The sequence below is a fragment of the Bacilli bacterium genome (assembly GCA_035326105.1).
In the GTDB taxonomy this organism is placed as follows: domain Bacteria; phylum Bacillota_I; class Bacilli_A; order RFN20; family CAG-826; genus UBA7706.
Window position 1 is genome coordinate 580562 of sequence record DAOKYO010000001.1, and the last position, 24152, is coordinate 604713.

Sequence of the window (24152 nt, forward strand, 5' to 3'; positions counted from 1 at the left end):
TTCATTATTTTTGGCGCGTTCTAGAAAATATTAAACATGCGCGTGTTATTGGGCATCAAATTGCAGATTTAGAATATGTATACGAAATGGTAAAACAGTATAAAGGACTTTTTTTAGTATGTTCACCTCATTTGGAAAAGATTGGCAATCGAAGTGAAGTGATCTCATGGCAAAAAGGAGATGTTATTGTTAACATAATGCAGCACCGTGATTCATGGGAATTTCTTATTGATGTATATTATAAGAATCATTACGCTGGACATTGGCGCGTAAACGATGCCGAAAGTGCTATTCAGGACATATCACTGGTTGCCAAAAGCAAAATATATGTTGTCTATTGGCGGGGTATTACGCACATTAAACGCATTAAAGAGGTTCTCTTTGATAAGTTCAAAGCACATAAGGCATTGTTAAATAAAAGTAGGCAAAAGGGAATCTTTCATTTCATGGATGAAAAGGGGGAAACAATTGAGTAATCGGTTTACAAAATAGTTTTTTTAGATGATAATATCACTGAAAATGCAATGAAGATTTGCTGAGGGATCAGCGTGACACAAATCGGAGCAAATTCAGCGAGCAAACTTCGCCAAAAGTTATAAGGGAATATGGATATCTATATTCTAAAATAGGGTGGCACCACGATGAAATCGTCCCTTGTGATTTTTCACAAGGTTTTTTTATTTAAGGAGGAACTATGGAAAGAATTAGATTGGATGAGATGAAATTTAATGAGCCATGCAAAATATCGGGTTTTGTTGATAAACTTCGGGACACGCGTTACATGGTTTTCGTTATTTTGCGAGATATAAGCGGCCACGTTCAAGTCTCTTTTGATAAGGGACTAGCACCAGAAATGAGCGCCGAAGTTTTAAAGGCGATTCCGGGTTCGGTTATTTCTATTTGGGGAGAACTGAAAGAAAACGCACACGTTAAACAAGGCGGGAAAGAGTTTATTCCGACTAAACTAGTCATCGAAAGCGTAGCTGAACCGCTACCGATTGAAGATAACTCATTTATCGACCAAAAACTTGATTATCGGTGGATTGACCTACGAAGTGAAAAAAATACTTTGATCTTCGAAGTTCAAACCTTGCTCAGTGCTAAAATGCGGGAATTTTTGCTCGATAATCACTTTGTAGAAATTCATAGTCCAAAATTAATTGGTACGGCAAGTGAGAGTGGGGCCGATGTCTTTGAACTTAAATATTTTGATCGGAAGGCCTACCTTGCTCAAAGCCCACAGTTTTATAAACAGATGGCCATGGCCAGTGGATTTGAGCGCATATTTGAGACCGGTCCTGTTTTTCGGGCTGAAAAATCTTTCTCAAATAAACATGCGACCGAGTTTACCGGCTTCGATTTGGAAATAAGTTATATTGATTCGTTTCATGATGTAATGCAATTAGAAGCCGAATTATTAACTTTTGCTTTAAAGGCAGTGAAGGAAAAATTTGGTGAACAAATAAAGGAGTTGACTGGATTAGAGGTGATTGTTCCAACTTTACCTTTTCCAGTAATGAAATTAAAGGATGTTTACCAGGAGCTAACCGATCGTTATGGTCTTGTAGTAAGCGAAGAGGAAAAGGGAGATTTAACAACCGAAGCTGAGCGCCTCTGCGCTCGTTTAGCAATGGATAAGTTTAATAGCGAATTTCTCTTTGTTACCGACTATGATGCCGCTCATCGTGCATTTTATCATATGCGAGATGAAAAAGGTGTACCTCAAGGATATGATTTGATTTGGCGTGGATGTGAGATTACTACTGGCGCGCAGCGTGAGCATCGTTACGATGTTCTCCGTCGTCAAGCGGATGAAAAGGGATTAAGCGAAGATGTAAAGTTCTATATGGAATTTTTCCGCTATGGATGCCCGCCTCATGGCGGTTTTGGAATTGGTCTTGACCGGTTAACGATGCTTTTATTAGGCCTTACGATTAAGGAAGCGATGTTTATTTTCCGGGGACCCAATCGACTTAATCCGTGAATTAATTTATTTTGATTTGTTTAAAATTCAACATAGGAGGAACATGATGAAAAAATTCTCATGGCGGGATTTATCGCCCAAAAACTTTTTATTTCTGACGATTGCCGGCATTATCAATGCGATAGGCGTCACCATGTTTTTAATTCCGCTGACGCTTTTTGATAGCGGATTTTCGGGAACGGCCTTTTTGTTAAACAGTGTTACCCCTTCCTATTTAACACTGTCTTTATTCCTTATTGTCCTAAACTTTCCCCTTTTCATTTTGGGAACAAAAAAAATGGGACTGCAGTTTATTCTATATTCTCTTTATGCAATCAGTATTTATTCTTTTGTGGCCCTAATTATTCAAAATTGGCTGCCGATTGACTGGAACCAAGGCTCGCCTTTTGTTCACAATGATGTGTTTTTAGCAGCTATTTTTGGCGGCTTACTTTCAGGTATCGGCTCGGGTTTAACAATTCGAAGTGGCGGAGCCCTGGACGGAGTGGAAGTTATCGCTATTCTTATTCACAAGCGGCTATCGACGACGGTAGGAGCGATTGTCATGGTTTATAACGTTATTCTGTATTTACTCGTAGCCGTTATTTACTCTTCTTGGCAAATCCCCCTTTATTCAATCGTGACCTATATGATTGGTCAGCGTGCGGTTGACTTTGTCGTTGAGGGTCTTGATCGGGGGAAAGCCGCGATTATTATTACAGAGGAACCCAACAAAATAGCGGAAGCAATATCTTCTGAATTAAAGCGCGGAGTGACTTTTTGGAGTGGTTATGGCTATTACTCCCAAAAAGGGAAGACGATATTATATGTTGTCGTTAACCGTTTTGAAATCGGTCGGTTAAAATCAATCGTTAAAAATGTTGACGATCGATCGTTTGTCACGATAAGTGATGTTACCGACGCGATGGGAGTCGATTTAAAATTTGGTAAGAGCGAGTATAGTAAAGTCGGAGAATAAAAAAATATAGATGAGCAATCATCTATATTTTTATTTTCAAACATCAATTAAATTAATTTTCAATCGAATAAATAAGATTATTGAATAGGGAACTAATTAGGGAGCCGACAATCGGCTCAGTTTCAATCCCCTTGCGGACAAAGGTTAGAAGTTCATCATCGTGGCCGATAACATAGTTGACGGATTTAATTGCAAGCCAAGGTGTATCAAAAACGGCACAAGCGCTGGCAATTCCGCCTAACTCGGTGTCAAAAGCTCCAATACGATCAACGGCCGCGAAGTGAAGATTAATTAACTCATTAGCGGCTTCTTTACTGGTATAAAACCTATTGGTTGAAATTAGCGACGCTCGATGAATGTTGTGATTAATACTGCGACTATTGATGGTTTCAACCATCGAAATATAATCATCTTCCGATGTATAGAACTCAGGAAGACCAGCTATTTGCCCATATTTAACATTACCAAAAGTGGTTAAATCGACATCGCCGTTATAAATTCTTTCCACAAGGAGAATATCTCCCTGATGAAGAATTTCGTTATAGGCGCTGACACTGCCGATGCTTATGACAATGTAGGGACGATATTTTTCAATGCAAAGCGCAGTAATTATTGATGAGACAGTGTTGGTTGACTGGGTATAGGTTAAAACAATGTCTTTGCCGGAGTAGACTCCAACATAAACAGAATGATTTAAAGCAATTTCATCAACCCGTTCAATGTCCATTTTTGTCTTAATATAGATGATATCATCCGCATTATTTCCCAAAATTAAAATCATTTTTTGGCCCTCTTTTCAAAACGATTGGTTTTTAAAAACGTTAAGTATTGCTCGGGGGAGAGCGGACGAGAATAGTAGTAACCTTGAATACAGTCAACACCAATTTTCTTCATAAGTTGGACTTGTTTATATTCCTGAACACCTTCAACGACGATATAGGCTTCAAGAATATGCGCCAAGCGAACGATGGTTGAAACAATTTCCCGGGATTTTTCGTCGATTTCAATGTCATCCAAAAACACCTTATCGATTTTAATCGTATCAAAAGGAAGGCGCTTAATGTAACTTAGTGACGAGTACCCGGTTCCAAAGTCATCAATGCCAACCTTGATTTTCATAGCCTTAAATTGCTTAATCAAGGAGAGTAAATATAGAACATCCCGTGAAGCTGGCGATTCGATAATCTCCACCTCAATCAACATGGGATTAACCTTGTACTCATTAATCTTGTTTGATACAAATCCAACTAGATCAGTTTGAAATAACGTCCGTCGGGAAAAGTTAATTGAAATTGGCAATAGTCTTTCTCGTTTATTTTTCCAGGCGGTAATGTCCTGGCAGACGGTGTCAAAAACGTAGTGGTCAATTTGTAAAATTAAATCCGATTGCTCGGCGAAAGGAATAAAAGCGGCCGGAGTCAAAAGTCCTTTTGTAGGGTGGTGCCACCGAAGCAAGGCTTCAGCCCCAATAAATCTTTTGAGGTTTAAATCATATTTTGGTTGATAAAACACTTCAAACTCCCGATCATTTAATCCGCGGATAATTTCGTCGGCCAAATGGACATTTGCCGCCATCGTGTTGAACATATTTTCCTCGTAAATTTTTAATCCGGGCCGTTCATTATTGATTCGAGAAAAATCTCCAGCAATCAGCGAATGTTGAAGCATCTCCGCCGCGGTTGTTTTTTTATCGGTAGAGAAGCAGGTTCCAAAAAAGAAACTGGATTTTGCCGCCAGCCCGTTTTGTTCTAGCCGAGTATCAACCTCGGAGGTAACACAGTCAGTCAACTCGCGTATTTCGCCCTCTTGAAGGTAAGGAATAGCCAATAAGAAGTTTTCATTATAATCATATCCATAAATTAGACGCCGATCATTGAGCCATAAGTTTTCAATTGCCTGAAAAACAATGCCGGTAATTTTGGATCCGACAGCATAACCGTAGTGCGAGAAAATCTCTCTTTTTAATTGGTAAACGGAAAAACTGATAATGGCATAATTGAAGTGACTATGCCGGTAACGGCTGTTGATGGCATTTAAGAATTTGTGCTCATTAAACACGTCACGTATCGTGGCAAATGTATCATAGTTGAAGCGCATTTGACTAGAGTAAATGCGTTTTTGATAAGAGGCGATAATGATGGCATGTACGGATAAAAGCAAGGCAAAGGCAATCACTACCGTCCACCAGAAAATATTACTTACAGAAGAAGGCATCGCAAACTTTATCTTCATGAGCAATAAAGTTTCACTTACTATCGCTCCGATGAGCACGAAAAAAGATACGATAATGACGATGTTCAGAGGCCGCATATGGTGAAGACTGCGGCTGCCAAGTTTTCTATTCTTTTCTTTTTTCTTCATCTTTTTCTTCCCTGTTTTCTATATTCATTTCCTGACGCAATTTTTCTTTTTCCATCTCGACCAGTATCCGCAATTTTTCCCTTTGCTTCATATCTTCAAAGTCATCATCATCACTTATATTATCATTTTTTAGGGAATCTCCGTTAACACCTGTCGCGGTATTTTCCTCTTTAGTTCCCTTAATAATATCCCGCATTGCCGAAATAAATACCCAAAGCAGAGGAATTAAAACTACGATGGGAAAAAGGTAGACATTGGATAAAGTTTGGTAAGCGACACCGATTGGCTTTGATACTTCGATTACTTTGCCTAAAACATATCTTTCGGGAACGACATCATAGTTGCTATAGTCACAAGCATGGCCAAAGTTGACATAGCAAGATTCGGCTTCCAAGTTATCGCCAAGAGTATAAAAAGTATAATTATCGTTACCATCGATAATAATATCGATAATACGATGCGTAATTATAACTTTAGCATTGGGGTTATAAAAAGAAATAATATCCCCATCGTGATTTTCGATTTCACTGGAGGCTTTTAGAGTTGTGACATCAACTTTTTGCACGATAATGCCGACGCCCACGGGCATTACGGGTTCCATTGAATCCGTTAAAACGGTCATTGTTTGATAGCCAAAAAAGTTTGGTACCCCATAATTACTTCGGGCGGTGATAAAGCCAGAGGCTTCCACGACAAACAGAAGGGCAATCAGGCTTCCTAAAACCCAAGAAACGATTGTTCCGATTTTGCTTTTTTTCTTTTTTATGGTGGTTGATTGATTCATATAACTATTCACGAGCCTTTTCGGCTTTAATCTTTACTTTCTTTTTTGCTTCTTCCAACTTGCGCTGTTCTTCCCTATTAATCGCTGCTATTCGGGCGGCCTCTTCCTGAGCCAACCTCTTGTCTAAAGCGGCTTTCTTTTTAGCTTCAAGAAGTAGACGTTTCTTTTCTTGGGCTTCCTCTTTCTGCATTAATTTCCGTTGCCGATCAGCTTCTTTTTTAGCAAAAATTCTTTCTTTTTCTTTTTGCTTTCTAATTTCCGCCTGCTCTTTTTCTTTGCGGCGTTTCTCAATAAGCCGCTCTTTGGCTTCCTTACGCTTCTTTTCAAGGGCAATTTGCTTTGCAGATTTCGGTTTAGCGACTAGAGCAAAGGCAAAATCCGTATCCAAGAAACGCTCATCGCCAGCGATGACGCCTTCGGGAATATCCGTAAAACGAGGTTTGATTGTGTAGGCCCGTGTGCCCCGTTCAATTGGTCGGGCATTGTCAGTACTTAAGGTAAGATAAGAAGCCACCATCAAACTATGAAGGTTTTTCAAATACTCTTCGCTAAATATGTTTTTCTTTTGCTTTATTGAGTAGGAAACACCAAGTTCGTCGTAGCGGCTTATGTAGGACCAAAGCAAAAATGAATCATGATAGTCGTGGTTCATACGAATAATGTTGGTCTGTTGAATAGGATCTTTAACAGGAACGGCCTTATTCATCATGATCATAAAGGGTGAACTGGCCAAAAACATAACCCGTCGGCGAATCTCTTTTAGTCGAGTTAAGACATCTTCGTTGGCACTGCGTTCCCCATTATCATCGCTGGGAATAACTTGTTTTAGTTGGCCGGTATATTCATAGGTGGCCCCGCCGATTACCACTTGAGTTGACATCTTGATGATATCGCTATTTTGGGTGTCGCCATGAGCCATAATGTATTTGTAACGGAGTTCGATAAAAACTTGAAGCCGTCTAATTAATGTCATTATAAAGCGGTTTTCATAAATGGCCAACTCGTCTTCCGTAAATGAATTGAGAATTTTTTCCGGCATAACGGTCCCATCCGGATTGACGGATTTGATAAACTCGCTATGTTGACCAAGATGACGGACAGCGGTCGGAGTGATACGCTTGGCATTTTCAATCGGGACGATTTCATGCGTTTCATTTATGAATCGTCGCGGATTTTGAACAACTTTTTCAATCGCAGGTAATTTCTCTTCAATTTTTTCCACAAAATCAACATTATACTTTTTAGTTTCAGTGCGCGAAAGGCCACTAAAATTGTTGTCTTTATTCGTACTGATTAAATTGTATACTTCACGCAAATCATGATTACGCAAAATAATACGCGTCAATTGACGTGTATACTTATCTTTCATCCGATTTACCTTTTCAACCGGAGTTAATCTTTTTCTCTTCTTCTTTGAAGGTGATTTGGTTTTTTCTTTTTTGCTGGTTGCGACCTTTTTTTTATCTACTTTTTTTGTCATTTAAATCAACCTAACTCATCTTAATGAAATCATCAATAACTTGATTGGATAATTTGAAAGTGTTCTTGCCAAAGAGTTTTTCCAATTCGGTCGCAAGTTGTTTTAACTCTTCATGTAAGAAAGCAAGATTAAGCGCGGAAAATTTCTTTAAAACCTTACTTGAAAATATAAAATCAAGTGCCTCTAATTCGGTGCCTCCACAGGCGACGTAATTAGGGACAAAGCGTTTTAGTTGTTTCATAATCCGGTTGCCAAATGCAATATGAAACTTCGCAATAACGAATGTGTCTAATTTAGCAAAACGGCCTAAATTAACTTCGGAAACAGGATAGTTTGTCTGTGCTTCATTATAGAGTTGGGCTAAATAGTTATAAGTTATAGCTACAGGCTCAGTAAATTCAGCGTCAAAAGCAACGCCCTTATTATTTAACTGCAATGACATCGCCCGATCGTAAACCTTGTCGGTAATGGTAAAAGTCGAGTCGTCGTTATTGGCCGTTCCAAAAAACCACAAGTTTTGCGGAATCAATAACTTACCATTTTCAAGATGACGGGGATTATCGGCACTGGGAGTGTTTGTAACTTCAACTTTCCATTCACTCGGATCCGGCATTTCCATAATGGATAGAAATTCCGCAAAGTAATATTCCACCCGGGCTAAGTTCATTTCATCGAGAATAATTATGCAATTATCTTCGCGATAAGTTGCTTCGTAAACTGCCTTTAAAAAATCAGTTTCGTTAAATTTCTTAGTGAATTCATTGTAGTAACCAATCAATTCACTCCGATCTCTCCACGAAGGTTGAACTGAGCATATTTGGACATCATTTTGAAAAAATTTGCCTAGAGCATAAGGCAAGGAAGTTTTACCGGTACCAGATATGCCTTCAAGAATTAATAGCCGGCTCGTGCCTAAAGCAGCGAATACAATCCTAATCATCGAAGTCTCATAATAAAGTCCAAGTTGTGAGGCGGCAAAAAGACGAAAGCGAGCAGAAAGCTCCTCTAATGAGATATTGGCATCCATATCTGGCGAATCCACCCGCGGATGATAATCCTGGTATTTCTTATCGATCATCGCCAATTTTGGGAACATCGAATCATTAACTTTATTTTCCTCATCCCGGGAAGTTCCATCGGAGTTAAGTGATGAACTGTTGGGATTGATTCCCAAGGACCCGACCTTCAGTTTTAAAATCTCGTTTTTCTCCATCACCGCGGCATATAACTGGTCATTTAGAGATTGAATTTGGGCGAGCATTTTGGATCTCGTCATATCGTTACGCCCAATTTTGACAATTCGATAGATAAGCAGATAAAGCAAATAGCCAAGAATACCGATAATTGAAACCACGATTAAAAGAAAAAGAACAAATAACATCCATCCCCAAACACCAAATCCGTCTAAATAAGTACGAAGAATGGCATCGTATTCCGAAAAGTCACTGCCTATGAAGGTCCATGGTTTAATTATACCGGTATAGAAAAAATCCCCTAGATTACGAAAAAGGGCTGTAAATAAATCCCGAATATAACTAAAGAAATTACTCATAGATATCCTTTCATAAAGGCAAAACCAAGGCCATCCAGCCTTGATTATCTTCAAAAAAATAAAGGGGCAACAATTAATTAGAAGTAAGTGGCGAAGAAATGAATTTTAACTGCGCACCAAAAGTTCCTGAAACAAGAAGATTAGTGCAGGCATGATCCCAGCCTTCCAGCCAAATTTTAATTTTTACTTCCGCAATACCATTTTCATCAGTTACGGCAATTGGCATATTGCCAGTGCCCTGTTGGTAAGTGCTGATCTTATCGTAACCTGCCATTGCCGGGACCGCATTTGTTAAAGGTCGAACACCTGATTTAGTGCCGCCATTATAGAAGGCAACTTCGCTTGTATCTGCGGGAATGTCTTCATTTTCGGCCGGGCCCCAACTATCATCGGCTAGCTCATCGACAAAATCGCCATAAGCAATCTCATAAAGAGTCTCATCAATTTCCCCATCTTCAAGTAGAGTCGGATCGCTTGTAAAATCAAAATAGCCATCCTCGTCTAAATCCATCCTACCACCGACCGCTATCGAACCCTTTTCATTTCTCCCCGGGCTAATAATATCCGAGGCATAGGCACTTTCAAAACCAAGGCGAAGAGCCTGAGTGATGTTGTTCTTACCGGCAAAAGCCGTATCGTTGTCAAAATATATAGCGTTATTTTCTACGCCGGATACCGTTTCATCTTGACGAATGATGCCGACATTAAAGAGAATATCAAAAGCGATATAATCACTCTTATTGGCCTCACTCGAAAAATCAACCACTCGGGTATAAGTTGCGCTATTACTGGACGGACGATCATATAAAGTAATCTCATCGCCGGTTTGAAACCTTTTACTAGTAATAGGCTTTACCGTGTTTGAATCCGAATAGCCTTCATGGCTAACGATGTATTGCATCGTTTTAGCTCCCACGGATAAATCGCTCCAATAAACATAGCCTCCACCAGCATAATTATTCGAATCGCTGGTAAGGTGATATGTTTCTAGCTCACTCTCCCCGATGGGCTCTTGGACGCGAAAACCAACTTTCATCAAATTGGCATCACCCGTAGATTTGTTCGAAAAAGCCACGGTCGTTGAATTCGCTAAATAGCGAGCGACAGTCGCTCCCACATAAGAAATAACTACAAATGTAACCAGCAGGCTTGCCGATATGGCCAGCAGGGTGCGGGCTTTTTTGGCGCGCTTGCGGTTCTTAAGTAATTCGCTTGGTGCTCCCATATCGATTATCCTTTCAAGTTACGACAAAAGATAGAAAAGATAGACCTTTTCTTGCCAACTCCATCTTTCTGCGTTCCATTACTACGCGGATAAATTTCGTTTGGCTGCCTCTCATCATTCTTAACGATTGACGAGACCCCATGGAAATAAAAAAATCGATGTTAACCAATCATTGCCCGGAATCGATCAAATCTTTTTTATTCCGTACGGCAACTGGCTACCATCGCTATCCGCTACAGGTCCTTTAGTTTTGCGTCGCTAGATTTCTCTAGTTTTGCCTTTGTCAAGAACAATTATATATCAATTGAAACAATTGTCAACAAAAAAGCAGTCACTTTTTATGACTGCTTTTTACTAGGATTCAACTACTTTTTTTCTTGATTTTGAGCTTGTTGTTTTGCTATCTCTGCTAAAACTTCTTCCCGAGCTTGGCGCTTTGCTTCTTCCAGCAATTCTTCCTTACTCATGGTTAATTTTGCTTTCTCATTTTTGTCATTCAAATTCTTAATTAGCAAGTAGATGTTAAATAGGAAAATCAATATCAGGGGGAAAACAATTAACAGGAAAAAGAACAAGGGATTTAGTTGCAACCACTTTATGAAACCCATAAAGGGATTGGTGCTTCCGCTAGCGCTACCAACTGTCGTCATCGCAATAATCGAGACGGTTAACAGAAAAGCAATTAGGACGATCTCACCGATAGTTAAGCCAATTCTTAACCAACCGCTTTTCTTTGAGGCATCATTTTCTGTACTCATTATTAAATGCTCCTAAATAAAAACGCATTTCGTCAACTAATACTACATAAAAAAAACTGGAGTGTCAAATGAAAATCCAATGAAACTCCAGTTTTTAAGCAATATTTTCTAATTAAGCGGCGGCAACTTCAAGGGCGTATAAGTCAAGGTTAACTTTAAACACGCCATTTAAGGCTGAATTACCAACTGCGGTTCCTTCAAGCCAAACCCGGAAAGTAATATCCTCGGTGGTCAACGGAGTCGCACCATCAAAGGATAAATCAGCAATCTTCGGTAACACAGAATTGGTTGGATTGTTGACATTGGTAATTGCTCCACTATAGAGTAAATCGCCATCATTGGCAGCGGTGACGCCGGTTAATTGATAGGCATCGACTCCATAGGCAGTAGTTCCAGTCTCAGCCGAAGCAAGATACTGTGAATTAGCAGCTGGACTTTGTGCCCAAATGAATTTGGTAGCAGCGGTTCCTTCAGAAGTTCTATCGTCATAGCCAACAACGGCTAAACGCGCAGCAGCAGCGGCAGCAACGTCGGCCGCATTGCCGGAATTAACAGCGGAAATTGATGTTCCTTGACCAAGGTAAACGTACATACCGTTAGCTTCTGGATCAACATTGGTCCGAGAAATAGTGACGGTAAAGTCAATAAAATAGCCATCGGCAGTTGAAGAGACATTCTCAATGCTATCAGCTAGGGTTCTGTCGGTGTCATGAGCATTCCAGACTGGTTTATAGAAAGAAACACCATCTCCCGAAATATCGGTAACTTTGTTGGCACCGGTAAGAGCAATAACGCCTTCAGTGTCGGTGTTAGCAGCAAGGGTATTTAGTGAAGACTTGTAAGCAACATTTAAGTTACCTTCAGCCGTTCTAACTGTCGCAGACGAATAGCTGATAGTCGCAGACCGAACGGTAGTAAACCAAGCATAGGTACCAGCAGTGACCGCAGTTCCGCTGACGAGTAATAAAGCAACAGACGACAATAAAATCTTATTCTTCTTATCCATGATAAAAATCCTCCTCTGGATTCTCCCTTCATAATTTTGAAGGGGTTGGCACCTAAGTTAATGGGACTTAGATGATAATTAACGGGCAATTTCGCTAATTATATTGCAATCATTGAGGGGGCAATAATTGTTTTTAAAAGCAACATCATTATAGTCCAGTTAAAAATATATGCAAGTATTTTGAATATTTTTTTACAAAAGTTTTTGGGTGGACAAATTGTGAAAAAAAGACTCTCTGTAAGAGAGTCTTTAATTATTCATTAATCGTAGTTATTTCTAGTTTGTTAATGACAAATTCCAAATTCTGATAAACATTTGAATTGCCGGTGATGGATTTATTGTAATAGTCTATCCCACTATCGGTATGATCAAATGAATAGTAGGTATCACTGGTATCACTGAATTCGATGGTCAAGAGGAAGATCTTCTTTTGCGACGAACTTCCGCCAAGAGTCGATGTTGCCAGAATATGAGTCTGATCACTGCCATCAAATAGATCACCGCCGGGGGGATTTTGTGATTGCACAAAAGTATTAGCCTCCGAAGTTATAGCGCTATTTGTATCGGAACCATTGATATCGGCAATATATATGTTAATAGCTTCTGCTAATCTAATGCCTTCTTGGGAATTATTATTAAAGCGACTTAAAGAGGCGACGGATGTAAATTCTGAAAGAGCAAGATTTATATTCTGGGGGAAATTCAAATCACTGGATAATTCGATGGCAAATGTTTGACGATAGCCTGGCTCCTTTAGAAAACTGTAGTTTTCACCATAATCTTCAGCAACCGGTAAAAAGTCATTCTCGTAGTCAGTCACGCTCGCATCGGTGTCGTTGGTAAACATATCAGGGCTGGGGTAACCATTTTCTCCGTTGCCGACAAAGTACTTTAAGGAATATTCAATTCCTTGGGGGACACTTACATCCATTACTTCAACTTGTTTGCTTCGAATAAACTGAAACCAGGCATAGGAAATATAAAATAACGATGTCAATGAAAATGCCAAGGCAACCAAAGTAACGGTAAGCTGAGTTTTTAACCGTGAAGTCGCATTTAATTTTTTCATATTAATCAATCACCGCCTCGTTGTAACCATCAGTATTTGTAGGTTCAAAACTATAACCCGTGTTGCCGGTATATTTTACGTGAACAGCCGTTCCGGAGTAACCACCGGTATTAGTCCGGTAGTAGTTATAGGCCGCATTCAGAGAAGAGTTATTCATTGATGAGCCTACGGTGAATTTTATCTTAACATTGCTGTCGCTATTCCAAGCAGTATATGCTCCGTTTTCATAAGTCGGCATGTCATATAAAAAATCAACATTTGTCACTTGACGATTTAAATCGCCATTAATAGACGTAAAATAGATATCAAGTCCGATAATATTTAAAGAGAAAGGCTCATAATAAAAACTCTCATTCGAATATAAAATTTTCCCTGTACTGTTGGTTGTGTAGTCGCTATTGCTGGTTTCCATCGTCGAGCCGACACCGATTCCAAACATTAAGTAATATGTTCCAAAGAAATAATTCCAAAAGTCGGTAGTAAACAATCCGCCATAATTATCCGAAAATAAGCCATCCCAAAAAGAGTCAGACTTGTTGACAGTGAAACTCAATTGTTGGGAGACCAACTGGCCGGCAGAGGAATTACCTTGGCCATCATTCATAATTAAAGGATGGGCAGTGGCATCGTATACGTAATTACCGCTGCTATCGGTAGCGCTGCTCAGATTGTTCCAGTGATCGTTACGAACCTTCCGGTAGCTCAGACTGGGATTATACTTATTAAAGAGAATTTGAAAATAATTGTTCGTTGAACCGGTAGCCACATAAGTTATTTTAATAATGACGGTAAATGCCTCGTCGCTAAACAAATCAATCGTCCGTTGCTCCGACCCGGCATTTAGCCAAAGCCATATGCCATTTCGGAGGAAAAAATTGGTATTTTTATTGTAACTGCTGCCTTTATCGCTACGAACGCTCGCTGATAAGGGAGCATTAGCTATACTTAAAGCATAACTAGATACACTGCCTTCTCCGGAAGAATAAGCCACACTGCCGTTTGATAATCCTGGATAAAAACGAAGATAAGATGCCTCTTCAGAATTCAATCCATAATAGGTGGAAGCTTGAACGGCAACGTTATTAATAACGGATGAATAGTCAGTCGACAAATAACTGCTAGGATTAGAGATGGCATATGTCCCTCCACTGACTCCACCGGCAATATTGGCACGGATAATCTTATCAAAATCAAAGTATTTACGATCAAAGTTGGCATTGGCATCATCGTAAACATTATCATTTAAAGTGCGACCAATTAAGCTGCTGTAAGACATCACTTGGCGACCGTGAACCATAATTTTGGCATTATTTGTATTAACGGCCGTATTTAACTCATTACCACCGTAAACGCCAAGACTATTTGCAGTTCCGTCAAGATGACCGATCAAAAAGCCTACATAAGTCCCATGAGGTCCAAATAGACTAGTGGCATGCAAAGTTTTAAAAAAGCCAGGATATTCGCCATTGGCAATATTGCCGACGCTAACATCACCGTTGTATTCGACATTTATTTCCCAACGTTCGAGAGTGTAAGAAATAACTTTATTATCGTAAAGGGCAAAAACTTTTGCTGACAGTTGAACGGGATATAATTTACCACTTACAGCATTGTTGGGGACTTTGGTATACCAAATGTTATTTGCGGTTTGATAGAGAAGATCTTCATTGGAACTTTCATATATTATCGAGTAATTTACTCCATTGGCATTTAAACTAGTCTTGTTGACTGTAAAATGAGCGAGATTAGAACTGCTGGTACGTGTAGTCAAACTTATTTCAAGACTAGCGGCCCCATCGGTTCCGCTAAAAACCGAAGCCAACGGGTTGGTTGTAGAGGCGGCGGTAGGGTTGTTTTCATTTGTTACATTAATGGTGGGAGAAGCTAAAACTAAATTGGCGACACTTGCTCCCATGGTGACATAGCCAAACATGCCGATATCACTGGTTTGAGAGCCATCGACTACAAGATTGTTGATGATTTTACCATTGCCATTAAAATTGCTATAAAAGGGATAATCTTCGGAACCAATCGGTGCAAGAGATTCACCATCCCAGTCCATACCATTTTCAGGAATGTTATCACTAAGTTTAAAATAGGTGTCTTTATTAAAAACACCGTAAATATTTAATTTTTGTAAGTTTCTAACTTGCTCGGGCGTTTCAATAATATATGGTGCCGCCGAAACACCGCTGCCGCCCGCAAAATAGGATGAGAGGTGGCCAATGTTATATTCAATCGGGGTTGAATAACGACGGTTATATACATATGCCGCGTATGTCATACCAACTACTGAGGCGGAAAGTCCGACTATAAGCGAAAAGGCAAGACCCGTTACCTGCCGACGGGTGCGCTTTTTCATTTTAATTTCCTCCAATTGGGTTTAAGGAAAAACCAACCGATAAATTAAAAGAGAAGCCAATCGAAAAATCATCATAGCTCACGCTTGGATTATTCTTAAAATAACTGATTAAGGCGATCGGATCCGGCATCACCTCAACGATAATACTCCGGCAAAAGTGCGTTTTATAAAATGCTTGATCGGCGGTAGAAATCGTATTAGTAAAATAGGCATTTCCGTTAGCTTCATCGGTTAAAGTGACAGTTTCACTTTGACTGACTTCGGTTTGAAAAAGTGGGTTCAAAGACCTACTAGCTAAAGTGTTAATAATAGACGGTGCCGCATAGGCCAGTGGCGAGTTGATATTATTAGTCACTGAGGTGTAGCGATAAGTAAAGAGGGAAAAGTCGACGGCTGTTGCTAGACTGGCGTAAGACAAGGAAGCGGACATATACGAAGTCTCAACAGTAGTAAAAAGCTGTATTTCTACATAGTACCCCGGCATCGCTTGAGCGCTGATACTATTCTCATCGTGATATAGACTTAGAGCATTTAAAGTTGAAAACACCGTTCCGGAATCATCATTAAACGTAAATGATAGTTCACCATTTCCTGAGTTCGTTTGAGTGGCCGTAATATCCGGCTCATTATTAAGAAAAATTGAAGTATTATCATCTTGATTGGTTTGACGCTTAAATAAAAAGCCATTTATTTTGGCATCAGCGTCACCGCTATGAAGATTTATTTCTGCGATATTATTATTTGAATTTATCCAGGCGTAAGAAAACCCTGTGAGCATGATAGCACTCACACCGAGAATGAACAAAGTACTGGTCAGAATCTTGTTTCTCAGTTTCATAAGAAAAGGTAGCCGTTCCTTCAAATGTTGGCAACTGGCTACCTTTATTAGGCCCTATAGCTTTGCGTCGCTAGATTCCTCTAGTTTTGCTTTTGTCTAGCATGATTATATATACATATAAAAAAGTTGTCAAATAGTTTGCTGATCGGTTGAAACAATATATTTTTCATAATCGTCAATCGGCATTGGCTTGGCGTAAAAGTAACCTTCGCAATAATGAATACCGAGCGATTTAATAATGTTTACCTGCCGTTCAGTCTCAACCCCTTTAACGATAAGTTCTAGGTTCAAAGTTTTCAATCGGTTGACCATATGCGTAAAATTAACATAGGAATCAGAGTCATTTTCAATAGAACGAATTGCGGCCTGCTCAAGTTTCAAATAATGGAATCCAAGTGAATTAATGCTGTTTGGTGAAAGGTTTCTACCGGTATAGTTATCCAAAATAAATGATATCTTTAAATCGGAATTGCGCTTAATAAAGGCGCGTACTTCATCCTGATGGAGCATAGCGATATCCTCATCAATTTCAAGTTGCAAAAAATTAGCCGGAAATTTGTATTGATTTATAACGCCACTTAAGAAACCATGAAAATCTTTATTGATAATGGTGTCAAAAGAAATATTAACCGAAATTCTATCAATACCTCGGCTTCTAAATAACGTATAGCCGAGCGACCGCCACATTTCTCCAACACGGCGAATAATGGCTTTTTCTTGATCGCACATTAGACGATTATCGCTATATAAATCGACAAAATCATTCGGTGGAATAAAGCCAGCCCGATTAGGATCATACAAGCGCAACAGCATTTCGCCACCCGTTACAAACTCATTGTCAAGGTTGATAAGCGGTTGGACATATGATTCCCAGTAATTGCGACTAGTTGCCGTTTCATAGAAGTTAAGGATATAAGCATTGCGATCAGCCGGTCTTGAAACGCGATTGCGAATAATATAAAGAATATTTTTCCCCACCTTAGCTGATTTATTTAGGCCGTCGTCAATGGTCTTATCCAAAATAATGGCGTCATTACAATCGGTTGGGTATTCAAGTAACGCCAAATTAAACGATATCTTTTCGGAAAGGTGATGGGCTTTAATGGCTATATGTTTATAAATATCCTCAAGCCGATTAAAAGTCGCCGGTCGAGGTGCTTCGACAAAATTAATAGCTAAAGCATCATCATCAATGCGAAAAAGGACATTTTCATATCCGGCCTCGATAATCGACTGGCTGATAGCGTTTAGGAAAGATAATTTATCATCTTTGGTTAGAGGATTAATTTCACTATCATCAAGAGCAAGGCGAATGCCTAAAATAAAACCGCGGTGGTTGGTGTAGAGAGCCTCACGGATATCGGCAATTAAGCGGGCTCGATTTTTAATAGATAAATCTTTATCGACAAAAAGGGCGTTGCTCAATAAACTTTCGCGACTTGGAACTTTTAACACAATAGTTTCTTCATTCGGATTTCCGGTATAGTTTAAAACGCGGGCTTGTAGCGGGGAAGGCGATATCTCGTTAATTATGATCACCGGTTCTTTGTTAGATAACGGACAGTCTTGGCATATTTCATCCCGATTTCTAAAAACCTTGTAACACTTCTGACCAATCAGCGGCTGATGCGGGAAGTAACTGGCAAGATTCTGTGACACATAGTGAATTAAGCGCGTTCTTTTATCAACTATATAAACATATTCTTCGTTTATTTTTAAGATATGTTCTAAGAGCGAATCCCGTCTTTTATCCTGATGAACTTCACGCATCTGTCGAACAAGTTGCTCAAATAGGGCGCTGATAAAAATTAATATTGTTTGCTCACTGACCGATAGAGGCCTTAAACTCTTTTCGGATGAACAAAGGTAAAGAAGACCAAGATTTGTTTTATCGTCATCAACGATAGTTTGAAAGAAAAACGAAGATATATTGAGATTATCAAGGATAGAAGAAAGTTTGGGGGGAAGGGGATCAGAGGAATCGCCATATAAGCAATGATCATCTCCGGCTTCTTCAAAGATTGGAGTCAGATAATTTGTGGGAATATTATCAAGGCGCCGGAAAGTCGCCGGAGAATTCATTCGCGTGTCTTCAAAATAGACATCGTAGAATTCGTGGGAGGGATTTAAAAGAAGAAATCCGGCATTCATATAGCCAAATTGGCGAGCGAACTTCAATAAGTTGTTTTTTAAAAAGTCATAGAAGGACTTGAAATCCTTTGTTTCTCGCATCTCTTTAAAAATCGGTTCTGAATTGAGAAGAAAAAGGCGACTGATATTTTCGATGTTTTCATAGCGGGCAAGTCCTTTATTTCGTCTTTGAGGGATATAAACAATATAATTTTTGGTTTTTCGAAGAGCAAAATCCGCATCGCGTTCTAGATCGCGTCTTCCCGAATATGGATAGATAACAGCGGAAACACGAATGTCGGCAATCGCTATATTCTCACGGTTTTTATCAACAGTAGCGGAGGCAAAACTCGAATAAAAAAGGCGGATGCGCGATTTCAATAAAGATATAGAATCAATCTCGGGTAGAAAAATCGATAAAGTATCATCGCTGTATTCGCCGATAATAGCGGTTTTAAAAAAAGATTGAATGTGATCAATGAGATCATTGCGAAAAGTTGAGTTAAAGTTCTTTATTTGCACGAGCATATAAGCGGATCGATAGGATTGGTTGGAGCGCAATAAGTAATATATTGTTTGATTAAATTCCCCTTTGGTTAGAGGAAGATGACTTTTGATTCGCTCTTTAATCTCCGCAGGAATCAAATCATCTTCTGAAATACGCCCGATGGAGGCAAAACGAGCTAAAAGATTATGGAAGGTATTCTCTAACAATGATAGTTCTTCAATTGATATCTCACCCTTCTCGCTATCCAACTGATTGGAACCAAAGTTATTAGTTTCTCTTTCCAATTGATTGATGGCATTGCGGATTTCATTCCCGGCTTTTTTGGCGGTAATGATAATCTCATAAGATAAGACAAAAATAATAACAAAGGAAACAATCAATATGGAAAAGTATATAATGAATAGGCCAGAAGAAAAATAGTTCCAAATTATACTAGCTGTGGCGAGTATAAGGGTAACAAAAATGACGGACACAAAAGTTACTATCTGATCTTCAAGCGTATTTTTAATTGATTTCACAATAAACCCTCAACTTCAGCAAACATTATTATATTGTATATTTGGCAAAAAGTGGTAGCGTATGGCAAATTTTTCGATTTTTACTTGGAAAATAAATCAAAAAAATGCCGAAAATGCCAATTTTTCAATACATGTATTGGTTTTAAAAAGTTTGTCAATACTAAAAAGTGGGAGAAACTGTCTTAAAACAGGCAAAAAATCGAAGAAAAAGTGGTTTTTAATTGGCTTTTATTAAATATAATAAAAAACTATGTTATATTTTATGCGAAGATATTATAATATCTAAAAGTTTTATAGGTTTTTAACAGCTTTTGTTATGACGTATATCGAAAAGAGATAAATATTATGACACTGATGGGGAAGTTGATTATCGATATTTATTCAATGGTTATTCTCGTGGTTTTGTTCATTCTTGTGCGTAAACAGATTGATCAAGATCAAAAAGAGAATAAACTTTTTTTCTTGTTGCTTTTTGTGACGATTGGCCTTCTTGTCTTTGATATGTTGGGAAGCCTAGATGGTGTTTCTTCACCATGGTATCCAATATTGAATAAAGTCGGGAATACGGGTTTATTTATGCTCGCCCAAGTAGCGGCTTGCCTATGGATATACTACGTCTATTACACGCTTGTATCGACCGAAAAAAATACTTTTCTTGTCGTTGTACTCTTTGTGTTGGCGATTGCCAACGCGATTTTAACCATTGGTTCACTTATTCCGGGGACCGATTTGTACTTTACTATCGACAGCGGAAACATTTACCATCGCGCCTCGTTATATCCCTTCTCGGTATTTCTCATTCTCGCTTGTATCCTTGCTTCGGTAATTCTTGTTTTAGCTAATTATAAGAATATCGATCATGATCGCTTTTTTACATCACTCGGATTTAATATCTTCCCGTTAATTGGATTAATTATTCAATATTTTGCACCGGGAGTCACTTATTCAATCTTGGGAATGGTATTTGGCTTTATCATCGGGGCAATGAATATTCAATATTCCAATGCCACGACAGACTTTCTTACCGGGGTCTATAACCGGCGAAGTCTCGATACTTATTTGGCCCGTAAAATAAAGAATATGAAGAAGAATGAAAAGTTTGCCGCCTTTATGCTTGATTTGAACAACTTCAAAATAATTAATGATAAGTATGGTCATAATGCCGGCGATACGGCCCTTGAAGAAGCCGCGAATATATTAAAAAGAGTCGTCAGCCCTCATGATTATTTAGCCCGATTTGGAGGAGATGAATTTTTTATTATAAGTAACATCGATAGCGAACGGGATATTCGTTCCCTTGTTTGGCAGATTCAACGCCAAACAATTCGCTATAATCAGGCTTCATCGCGGCCATATAAAATTGAATTTAGTATTGGCTACTCCGTCTATCGGAAAAATTCGGGAATGACGGCAAAGCAATTTAAAAATGTGGTTGATAAATTGATGTATGAGGATAAATATCTCCATTCAATGTCTCCTTCATTTTATGAAGGTGGCAAAAATAACGGCGATAGCGATTTTATCGATAGTGAAGATACCACAAAAATATAGGTCAGTGTTTGTTTTGAAAAAGCCGGTGCGTAAATGCACCGTTTTTTTTACCACTTGTTATGTGAACGTTCAAAGAACCCCAAAAGATGGTCCAAAACAATTTTTTCATTATTCGGAAGAATGATTGTACCACTGAAGTAACCATGAACTTGGTGACACGTCATAAAAATTATTTTTAAATTGGTATTTGTAAAACGATCATAAACCGGATCCATTACTAAGTCGATTTTGCCTTCGGTATCCTTAATGATAAAAGGATCATTATATTTTCCTACGATATCATTAATAATTTTAACGGGTCCTAATTTATAACTTTTTCCGTTTATAAACAGCATATTCTCGCTTGAATTAGATAAATCTCCAAAACCATATCCGAGATTTAATCCAAGCAGCCGTCCATCGGGGAGGTAGGCCGAAAGGTTACCCCAATACCAAACTTCTTCGTAGGGCCAAACTCCTCGTCCCCAATCTAGAAGACCAAAACTATCCTTCTTATCAAAAGTAATTTTTCGATCTCCGATGGTAACGAGACCATGAGTCAATAGACTATTTATTTTATAGTTTAAATAGAATTGATAATGGGATGTTGCGTAGGGAGTATTTATGGCCAATGCTTCGTGCTGAGGAAATTCTTCCAGCACGAATGAAAACTTCCAAGGAATGCGATCTTTAATTCCGTCAGCTTCAAGGTACCGCGCGCTTCCCTTTTTTTCAAAACGAATGTTTGTTCCGCGATAACTAATTGAACTAACATGATCAAGTTCTTCGTTAGCCGGCAAATTTAAACTTGGCCCTTTAAACAGGCGCAAAAGACTGATAGTTTCAGTGGTCTTTTCTTTAAGATCAATCAAAGTTAAAGCGGCATTTTGAGCATAAAAGACGTGCCCTATTGTCAGTTGAACAACATAACGGTCATTATTAATTTGATAAAAGTCCCACTCTTTCAGGCGATAAAACCGCCGCACCTTCTTATTGTCATAAGCAAAAAACAAATGACGCGCAAAACCGGGATTAATACTTTTCCCCCGTTTATCAAAAATTGGGGTGTTTGGTACGAGAATCTCTTTTTCATTAATCATCTTCATTCCTCCAAGGAAACTTGCAATTTGTTTTCGTTTGCTATGCGCTTGTTAAATTCACGATTGACGAAATATAAAGGAATAAAGGCGAAAAGGGTAATTATTGCCGCGGCGATAAAGAGGACTTCACTCGGAGCTTTTCCCGCTCGCATAACGCCGGCCACTTCAATGATGGCATCTTTTCCCCAGACTTGAATTAACGGATTGGCAATAAGGGAACCAAAGACCATAGGAATCAGCACAAAAAATATAACCCTTATTCCTTCAAATCGACCTTTTGTTCCTTCCGGATAAAGTGACTTATTCCAAACCATTGCCGTTTGCATGAAAAGAACATAGCCAGTGCCAACAATAATAACGCCGATCAAAAGAGGAATATTGGCAATGCTGGTTAAATTGGAACTATCGGCACTGGGAGCAAAAAATGTCAGTTCCAGCAAACCGATAATATTTACGATAAGCGCGATAAGGGCAATTAAAGGCGACTTATTGTTGTCTATGGCTTTACCGGCAGGAATAGTGAAGATAATTGCAATCACCAGTCCTAGTCCTTGGATAATTCCAGCGTCGCCTTCACTAAAGCCATAGTTATAGATAAATAGGTTACCAATGTGAACAAAATAAACATTAAAACCGATGAAGAAAATTGCGGCTAAAATGTTTACCAGCATAAGTTCTTTCTGACGGCTGAAGGTGCGAAAATCGAACGACTCAAGAAATTGGGACCAAAACGATCCTTTTTTGTTGGGTTTGAGGTTGGGTGAATCAGCCAAAAAGAAGAAAGCAAATAGACCGATTAAAGAAACCATTACTCCCATAATGGCAAAAAAGGCCATATATCCAAACCACTGAATTAATAGTCCGCCTAAAATGGTACCGATAATTGTACCTATTACTGGCTGAATTGCTAAGGCCGCGCCAATCGAACCTTTATTCTTGTTATCGATTATATCGGCAATCCAGGCATTAAAACCGGAATCATTACCCATTGAACCGAAAAAAGACATCACTGAGTCGGCAAGTACGACCATGGTTCCTACTAGCCACAACTGCGCATCCAATTTGCTTAAAAAGCCAGTGAATCCAAAAACGATGGTGAAGAATCCCCAAATAACATAACCGAGCCATATGAAACGTTTCCGTTTGCCGCTTCGGTCACTTATAGTACCAAAAAAGAAGGTGGAGAATGTCGTAACAATAGCGCTTATTGCTACCATCCAACCGACAATTGAGGAGTAAGGGCCAATGTTCTTATAAACAAAAGTATTGAACCAAAAATTTTCCAAATTCCAGCAAAGTTGACCGGCGATGCCAATCACCCAAATGAGCAACAACTCACGAGCATGCGAAAGAGAGCGTGTTTTTTTATTATCCATATTTTATTCCTCAGTTATTATTATAATAAAAATGATTGCTTATGTTATCCTTTTTTTGTGTTCTACTCGGAAAAGAACCGTGATATATTTTATATATAGGGGAGAAATATGGAAATCGAAGTTCGTCCAGCAAGTATAGGCGATAGCATTCGTGTTTTTGAATTAATCAAAAATGCCAGCAAAAGCCAAGTGCAAAATGATTTTGGAATCTATGGAATCGAATTGTTTTGGCCCACTACGGTGACGTTAGCGCGTATTAGCGGCGATTTGATTGATGCTTCCAGAGGCCGCAAATTTTTTGTGGCCACTTATTTTAATACAATAGTAGGGGTAATAGTTGCTGTGACTAAAGGACCCGATTTAGGAAAGATAATTGCTCTTTCGGTCGAAAAAAACTTTGATGGTCAGAATATAGAAAAAAAATTATTGGCGGCTATTACGCAATTTCAAAAGCAACAATATAATCAAAGTCAATATATTGAAGTGTTTGAGAGTCAGCATGAATTATTGACGTTTCTCACTCAAGTTGGCTTTGCTGAAGTAAGCCGTCGTCCACTGGCGAGAGGAGAAAATCATCTCATGACTTCAATCATTCTTAAACGGACAATATGAG

General features: G+C 38.9%; 19 protein-coding genes and 2 riboswitches. Of the genes, 5 read left to right on the forward strand and 14 right to left on the reverse strand.

What is annotated here, in order from left to right; translation table 11 throughout:
* Nucleotides 1-86: 86 nt before the first annotated feature.
* From PKC96_02625 to PKC96_02635, 3 genes are all read left to right on the forward strand, one after another.
* Complete coding sequence (locus tag PKC96_02625) at nt 87-476, forward strand: hypothetical protein (GenBank protein HMM00223.1); 390 nt, start codon at nt 87-89, stop codon at nt 474-476.
* A gap of 218 nt (nt 477-694) precedes the next feature.
* Complete coding sequence (gene aspS, locus PKC96_02630; protein HMM00224.1) at nt 695-1984, forward strand: aspartate--tRNA(Asn) ligase; 1290 nt, start codon at nt 695-697, stop codon at nt 1982-1984.
* 43 nt (nt 1985-2027) lie between these two features.
* Nucleotides 2028-2942 (forward strand): YitT family protein, encoded by a 915-nt coding sequence (locus PKC96_02635; protein HMM00225.1) that lies wholly within the window; start codon nt 2028-2030, stop codon nt 2940-2942.
* Nucleotides 2943-2994: 52 nt separating this feature from the next.
* Here the strand turns inward: PKC96_02635 and mtnN are convergent, their stop codons facing one another.
* The 12 genes from mtnN to PKC96_02695 all read right to left on the reverse strand — a co-directional run bounded on the left by mtnN (nt 2995) and on the right by PKC96_02695 (nt 19533).
* On the reverse strand, nt 2995-3723 hold the full coding sequence (gene mtnN / locus PKC96_02640) for a 5'-methylthioadenosine/S-adenosylhomocysteine nucleosidase (GenBank protein ID HMM00226.1): 729 nt from the start codon (nt 3721-3723) through the stop codon (nt 2995-2997).
* Nucleotides 3720-5303, reverse strand: a complete 1584-nt coding sequence (locus PKC96_02645) for an EAL domain-containing protein (protein HMM00227.1) — start codon at nt 5301-5303, stop codon at nt 3720-3722. The genes mtnN and PKC96_02645 overlap by 4 nt, the downstream gene beginning before the upstream one ends.
* Nucleotides 5281-6087 (reverse strand): S26 family signal peptidase, encoded by an 807-nt coding sequence (locus PKC96_02650; GenBank protein HMM00228.1) that lies wholly within the window; start codon nt 6085-6087, stop codon nt 5281-5283. The genes PKC96_02645 and PKC96_02650 overlap by 23 nt, the downstream gene beginning before the upstream one ends.
* Before the next feature lie 4 nt (nt 6088-6091).
* Complete coding sequence (locus PKC96_02655; GenBank protein HMM00229.1) at nt 6092-7567, reverse strand: hypothetical protein; 1476 nt, start codon at nt 7565-7567, stop codon at nt 6092-6094.
* A 10-nt stretch (nt 7568-7577) separates the two neighbouring features.
* Nucleotides 7578-9119 (reverse strand): hypothetical protein, encoded by a 1542-nt coding sequence (locus PKC96_02660; protein ID HMM00230.1) that lies wholly within the window; start codon nt 9117-9119, stop codon nt 7578-7580.
* Nucleotides 9120-9192: 73 nt separating this feature from the next.
* Entirely contained in the window at nt 9193-10344 is a 1152-nt protein-coding gene (locus tag PKC96_02665; GenBank protein ID HMM00231.1) for a hypothetical protein, read from the reverse strand.
* Nucleotides 10345-10549: 205 nt separating this feature from the next.
* A riboswitch (cyclic di-GMP riboswitch) is annotated at nt 10550-10633 on the reverse strand.
* A 76-nt stretch (nt 10634-10709) separates the two neighbouring features.
* Nucleotides 10710-11102, reverse strand: a complete 393-nt coding sequence (locus PKC96_02670) for a hypothetical protein (GenBank protein ID HMM00232.1) — start codon at nt 11100-11102, stop codon at nt 10710-10712.
* Nucleotides 11103-11214: 112 nt separating this feature from the next.
* A complete protein-coding gene (locus tag PKC96_02675; GenBank protein HMM00233.1) occupies nt 11215-12108 on the reverse strand; it encodes a hypothetical protein in 894 nt (297 codons plus the stop codon).
* Between the two features lie 253 nt (nt 12109-12361).
* Entirely contained in the window at nt 12362-13177 is an 816-nt protein-coding gene (locus PKC96_02680) for a hypothetical protein (GenBank protein ID HMM00234.1), read from the reverse strand.
* Between the two features lies 1 nt (nt 13178).
* Nucleotides 13179-15539, reverse strand: a complete 2361-nt coding sequence (locus PKC96_02685; protein HMM00235.1) for a hypothetical protein — start codon at nt 15537-15539, stop codon at nt 13179-13181.
* 1 nt (nt 15540) lies between these two features.
* Entirely contained in the window at nt 15541-16377 is an 837-nt protein-coding gene (locus PKC96_02690; protein HMM00236.1) for a hypothetical protein, read from the reverse strand.
* Nucleotides 16378-16403: 26 nt separating this feature from the next.
* A riboswitch (cyclic di-GMP riboswitch) is annotated at nt 16404-16478 on the reverse strand.
* 28 nt (nt 16479-16506) lie between these two features.
* Nucleotides 16507-19533 carry an EAL domain-containing protein gene (locus PKC96_02695; GenBank protein ID HMM00237.1) on the reverse strand — a complete coding sequence of 1009 codons (3027 nt, stop codon included), beginning with the start codon at nt 19531-19533 and terminating at the stop codon, nt 16507-16509.
* 345 nt (nt 19534-19878) lie between these two features.
* On the opposite strand from PKC96_02695, the gene PKC96_02700 reads away from it, so the two are divergent.
* Entirely contained in the window at nt 19879-21084 is a 1206-nt protein-coding gene (locus PKC96_02700) for a GGDEF domain-containing protein (protein HMM00238.1), read from the forward strand.
* 47 nt (nt 21085-21131) lie between these two features.
* On the opposite strand, the gene PKC96_02705 is transcribed toward PKC96_02700, so the two are convergent.
* A complete protein-coding gene (locus PKC96_02705; GenBank protein HMM00239.1) occupies nt 21132-22163 on the reverse strand; it encodes a DUF2804 domain-containing protein in 1032 nt (343 codons plus the stop codon).
* A 2-nt stretch (nt 22164-22165) separates the two neighbouring features.
* Nucleotides 22166-23539 (reverse strand): MFS transporter, encoded by a 1374-nt coding sequence (locus PKC96_02710; GenBank protein ID HMM00240.1) that lies wholly within the window; start codon nt 23537-23539, stop codon nt 22166-22168.
* A 108-nt stretch (nt 23540-23647) separates the two neighbouring features.
* Between PKC96_02710 and PKC96_02715 the strand changes: the two genes are divergently transcribed.
* Complete coding sequence (locus PKC96_02715; protein ID HMM00241.1) at nt 23648-24151, forward strand: GNAT family N-acetyltransferase; 504 nt, start codon at nt 23648-23650, stop codon at nt 24149-24151.
* Nucleotide 24152: the final 1 nt, after the last annotated feature.

Excerpts from the sequence above, each read along its gene's own strand:
- PKC96_02645 (HMM00227.1), bottom strand. The coding sequence starts at position 5,303 with ATGAAGAAAAAAGAAAAGAATAGAAAACTTGGCAGCCGCAGTCTTCAC.
- PKC96_02665 (HMM00231.1), bottom strand. The coding sequence starts at position 10,344 with ATGGGAGCACCAAGCGAATTACTTAAGAACCGCAAGCGCGCCAAAAAA.
- PKC96_02705 (HMM00239.1), bottom strand. The coding sequence starts at position 22,163 with ATGATTAATGAAAAAGAGATTCTCGTACCAAACACCCCAATTTTTGAT.
- PKC96_02700 (HMM00238.1), top strand. The coding sequence starts at position 19,879 with ATGACACTGATGGGGAAGTTGATTATCGATATTTATTCAATGGTTATT.
- PKC96_02625 (HMM00223.1), top strand. The coding sequence starts at position 87 with ATGGTAAAACAGTATAAAGGACTTTTTTTAGTATGTTCACCTCATTTG.
- PKC96_02635 (HMM00225.1), top strand. The coding sequence starts at position 2,028 with ATGATGAAAAAATTCTCATGGCGGGATTTATCGCCCAAAAACTTTTTA.
- PKC96_02710 (HMM00240.1), bottom strand. The coding sequence starts at position 23,539 with ATGGATAATAAAAAAACACGCTCTCTTTCGCATGCTCGTGAGTTGTTG.
- PKC96_02680 (HMM00234.1), bottom strand. The coding sequence starts at position 13,177 with ATGAAAAAATTAAATGCGACTTCACGGTTAAAAACTCAGCTTACCGTT.
- aspS (HMM00224.1), top strand. The coding sequence starts at position 695 with ATGGAAAGAATTAGATTGGATGAGATGAAATTTAATGAGCCATGCAAA.
- PKC96_02660 (HMM00230.1), bottom strand. The coding sequence starts at position 9,119 with ATGAGTAATTTCTTTAGTTATATTCGGGATTTATTTACAGCCCTTTTT.
- PKC96_02715 (HMM00241.1), top strand. The coding sequence starts at position 23,648 with ATGGAAATCGAAGTTCGTCCAGCAAGTATAGGCGATAGCATTCGTGTT.
- PKC96_02650 (HMM00228.1), bottom strand. The coding sequence starts at position 6,087 with ATGAATCAATCAACCACCATAAAAAAGAAAAAAAGCAAAATCGGAACA.
- PKC96_02655 (HMM00229.1), bottom strand. The coding sequence starts at position 7,567 with ATGACAAAAAAAGTAGATAAAAAAAAGGTCGCAACCAGCAAAAAAGAA.
- PKC96_02675 (HMM00233.1), bottom strand. The coding sequence starts at position 12,108 with ATGGATAAGAAGAATAAGATTTTATTGTCGTCTGTTGCTTTATTACTC.
- PKC96_02670 (HMM00232.1), bottom strand. The coding sequence starts at position 11,102 with ATGAGTACAGAAAATGATGCCTCAAAGAAAAGCGGTTGGTTAAGAATT.
- mtnN (HMM00226.1), bottom strand. The coding sequence starts at position 3,723 with ATGATTTTAATTTTGGGAAATAATGCGGATGATATCATCTATATTAAG.
- PKC96_02685 (HMM00235.1), bottom strand. The coding sequence starts at position 15,539 with ATGAAAAAGCGCACCCGTCGGCAGGTAACGGGTCTTGCCTTTTCGCTT.
- PKC96_02690 (HMM00236.1), bottom strand. The coding sequence starts at position 16,377 with ATGAAACTGAGAAACAAGATTCTGACCAGTACTTTGTTCATTCTCGGT.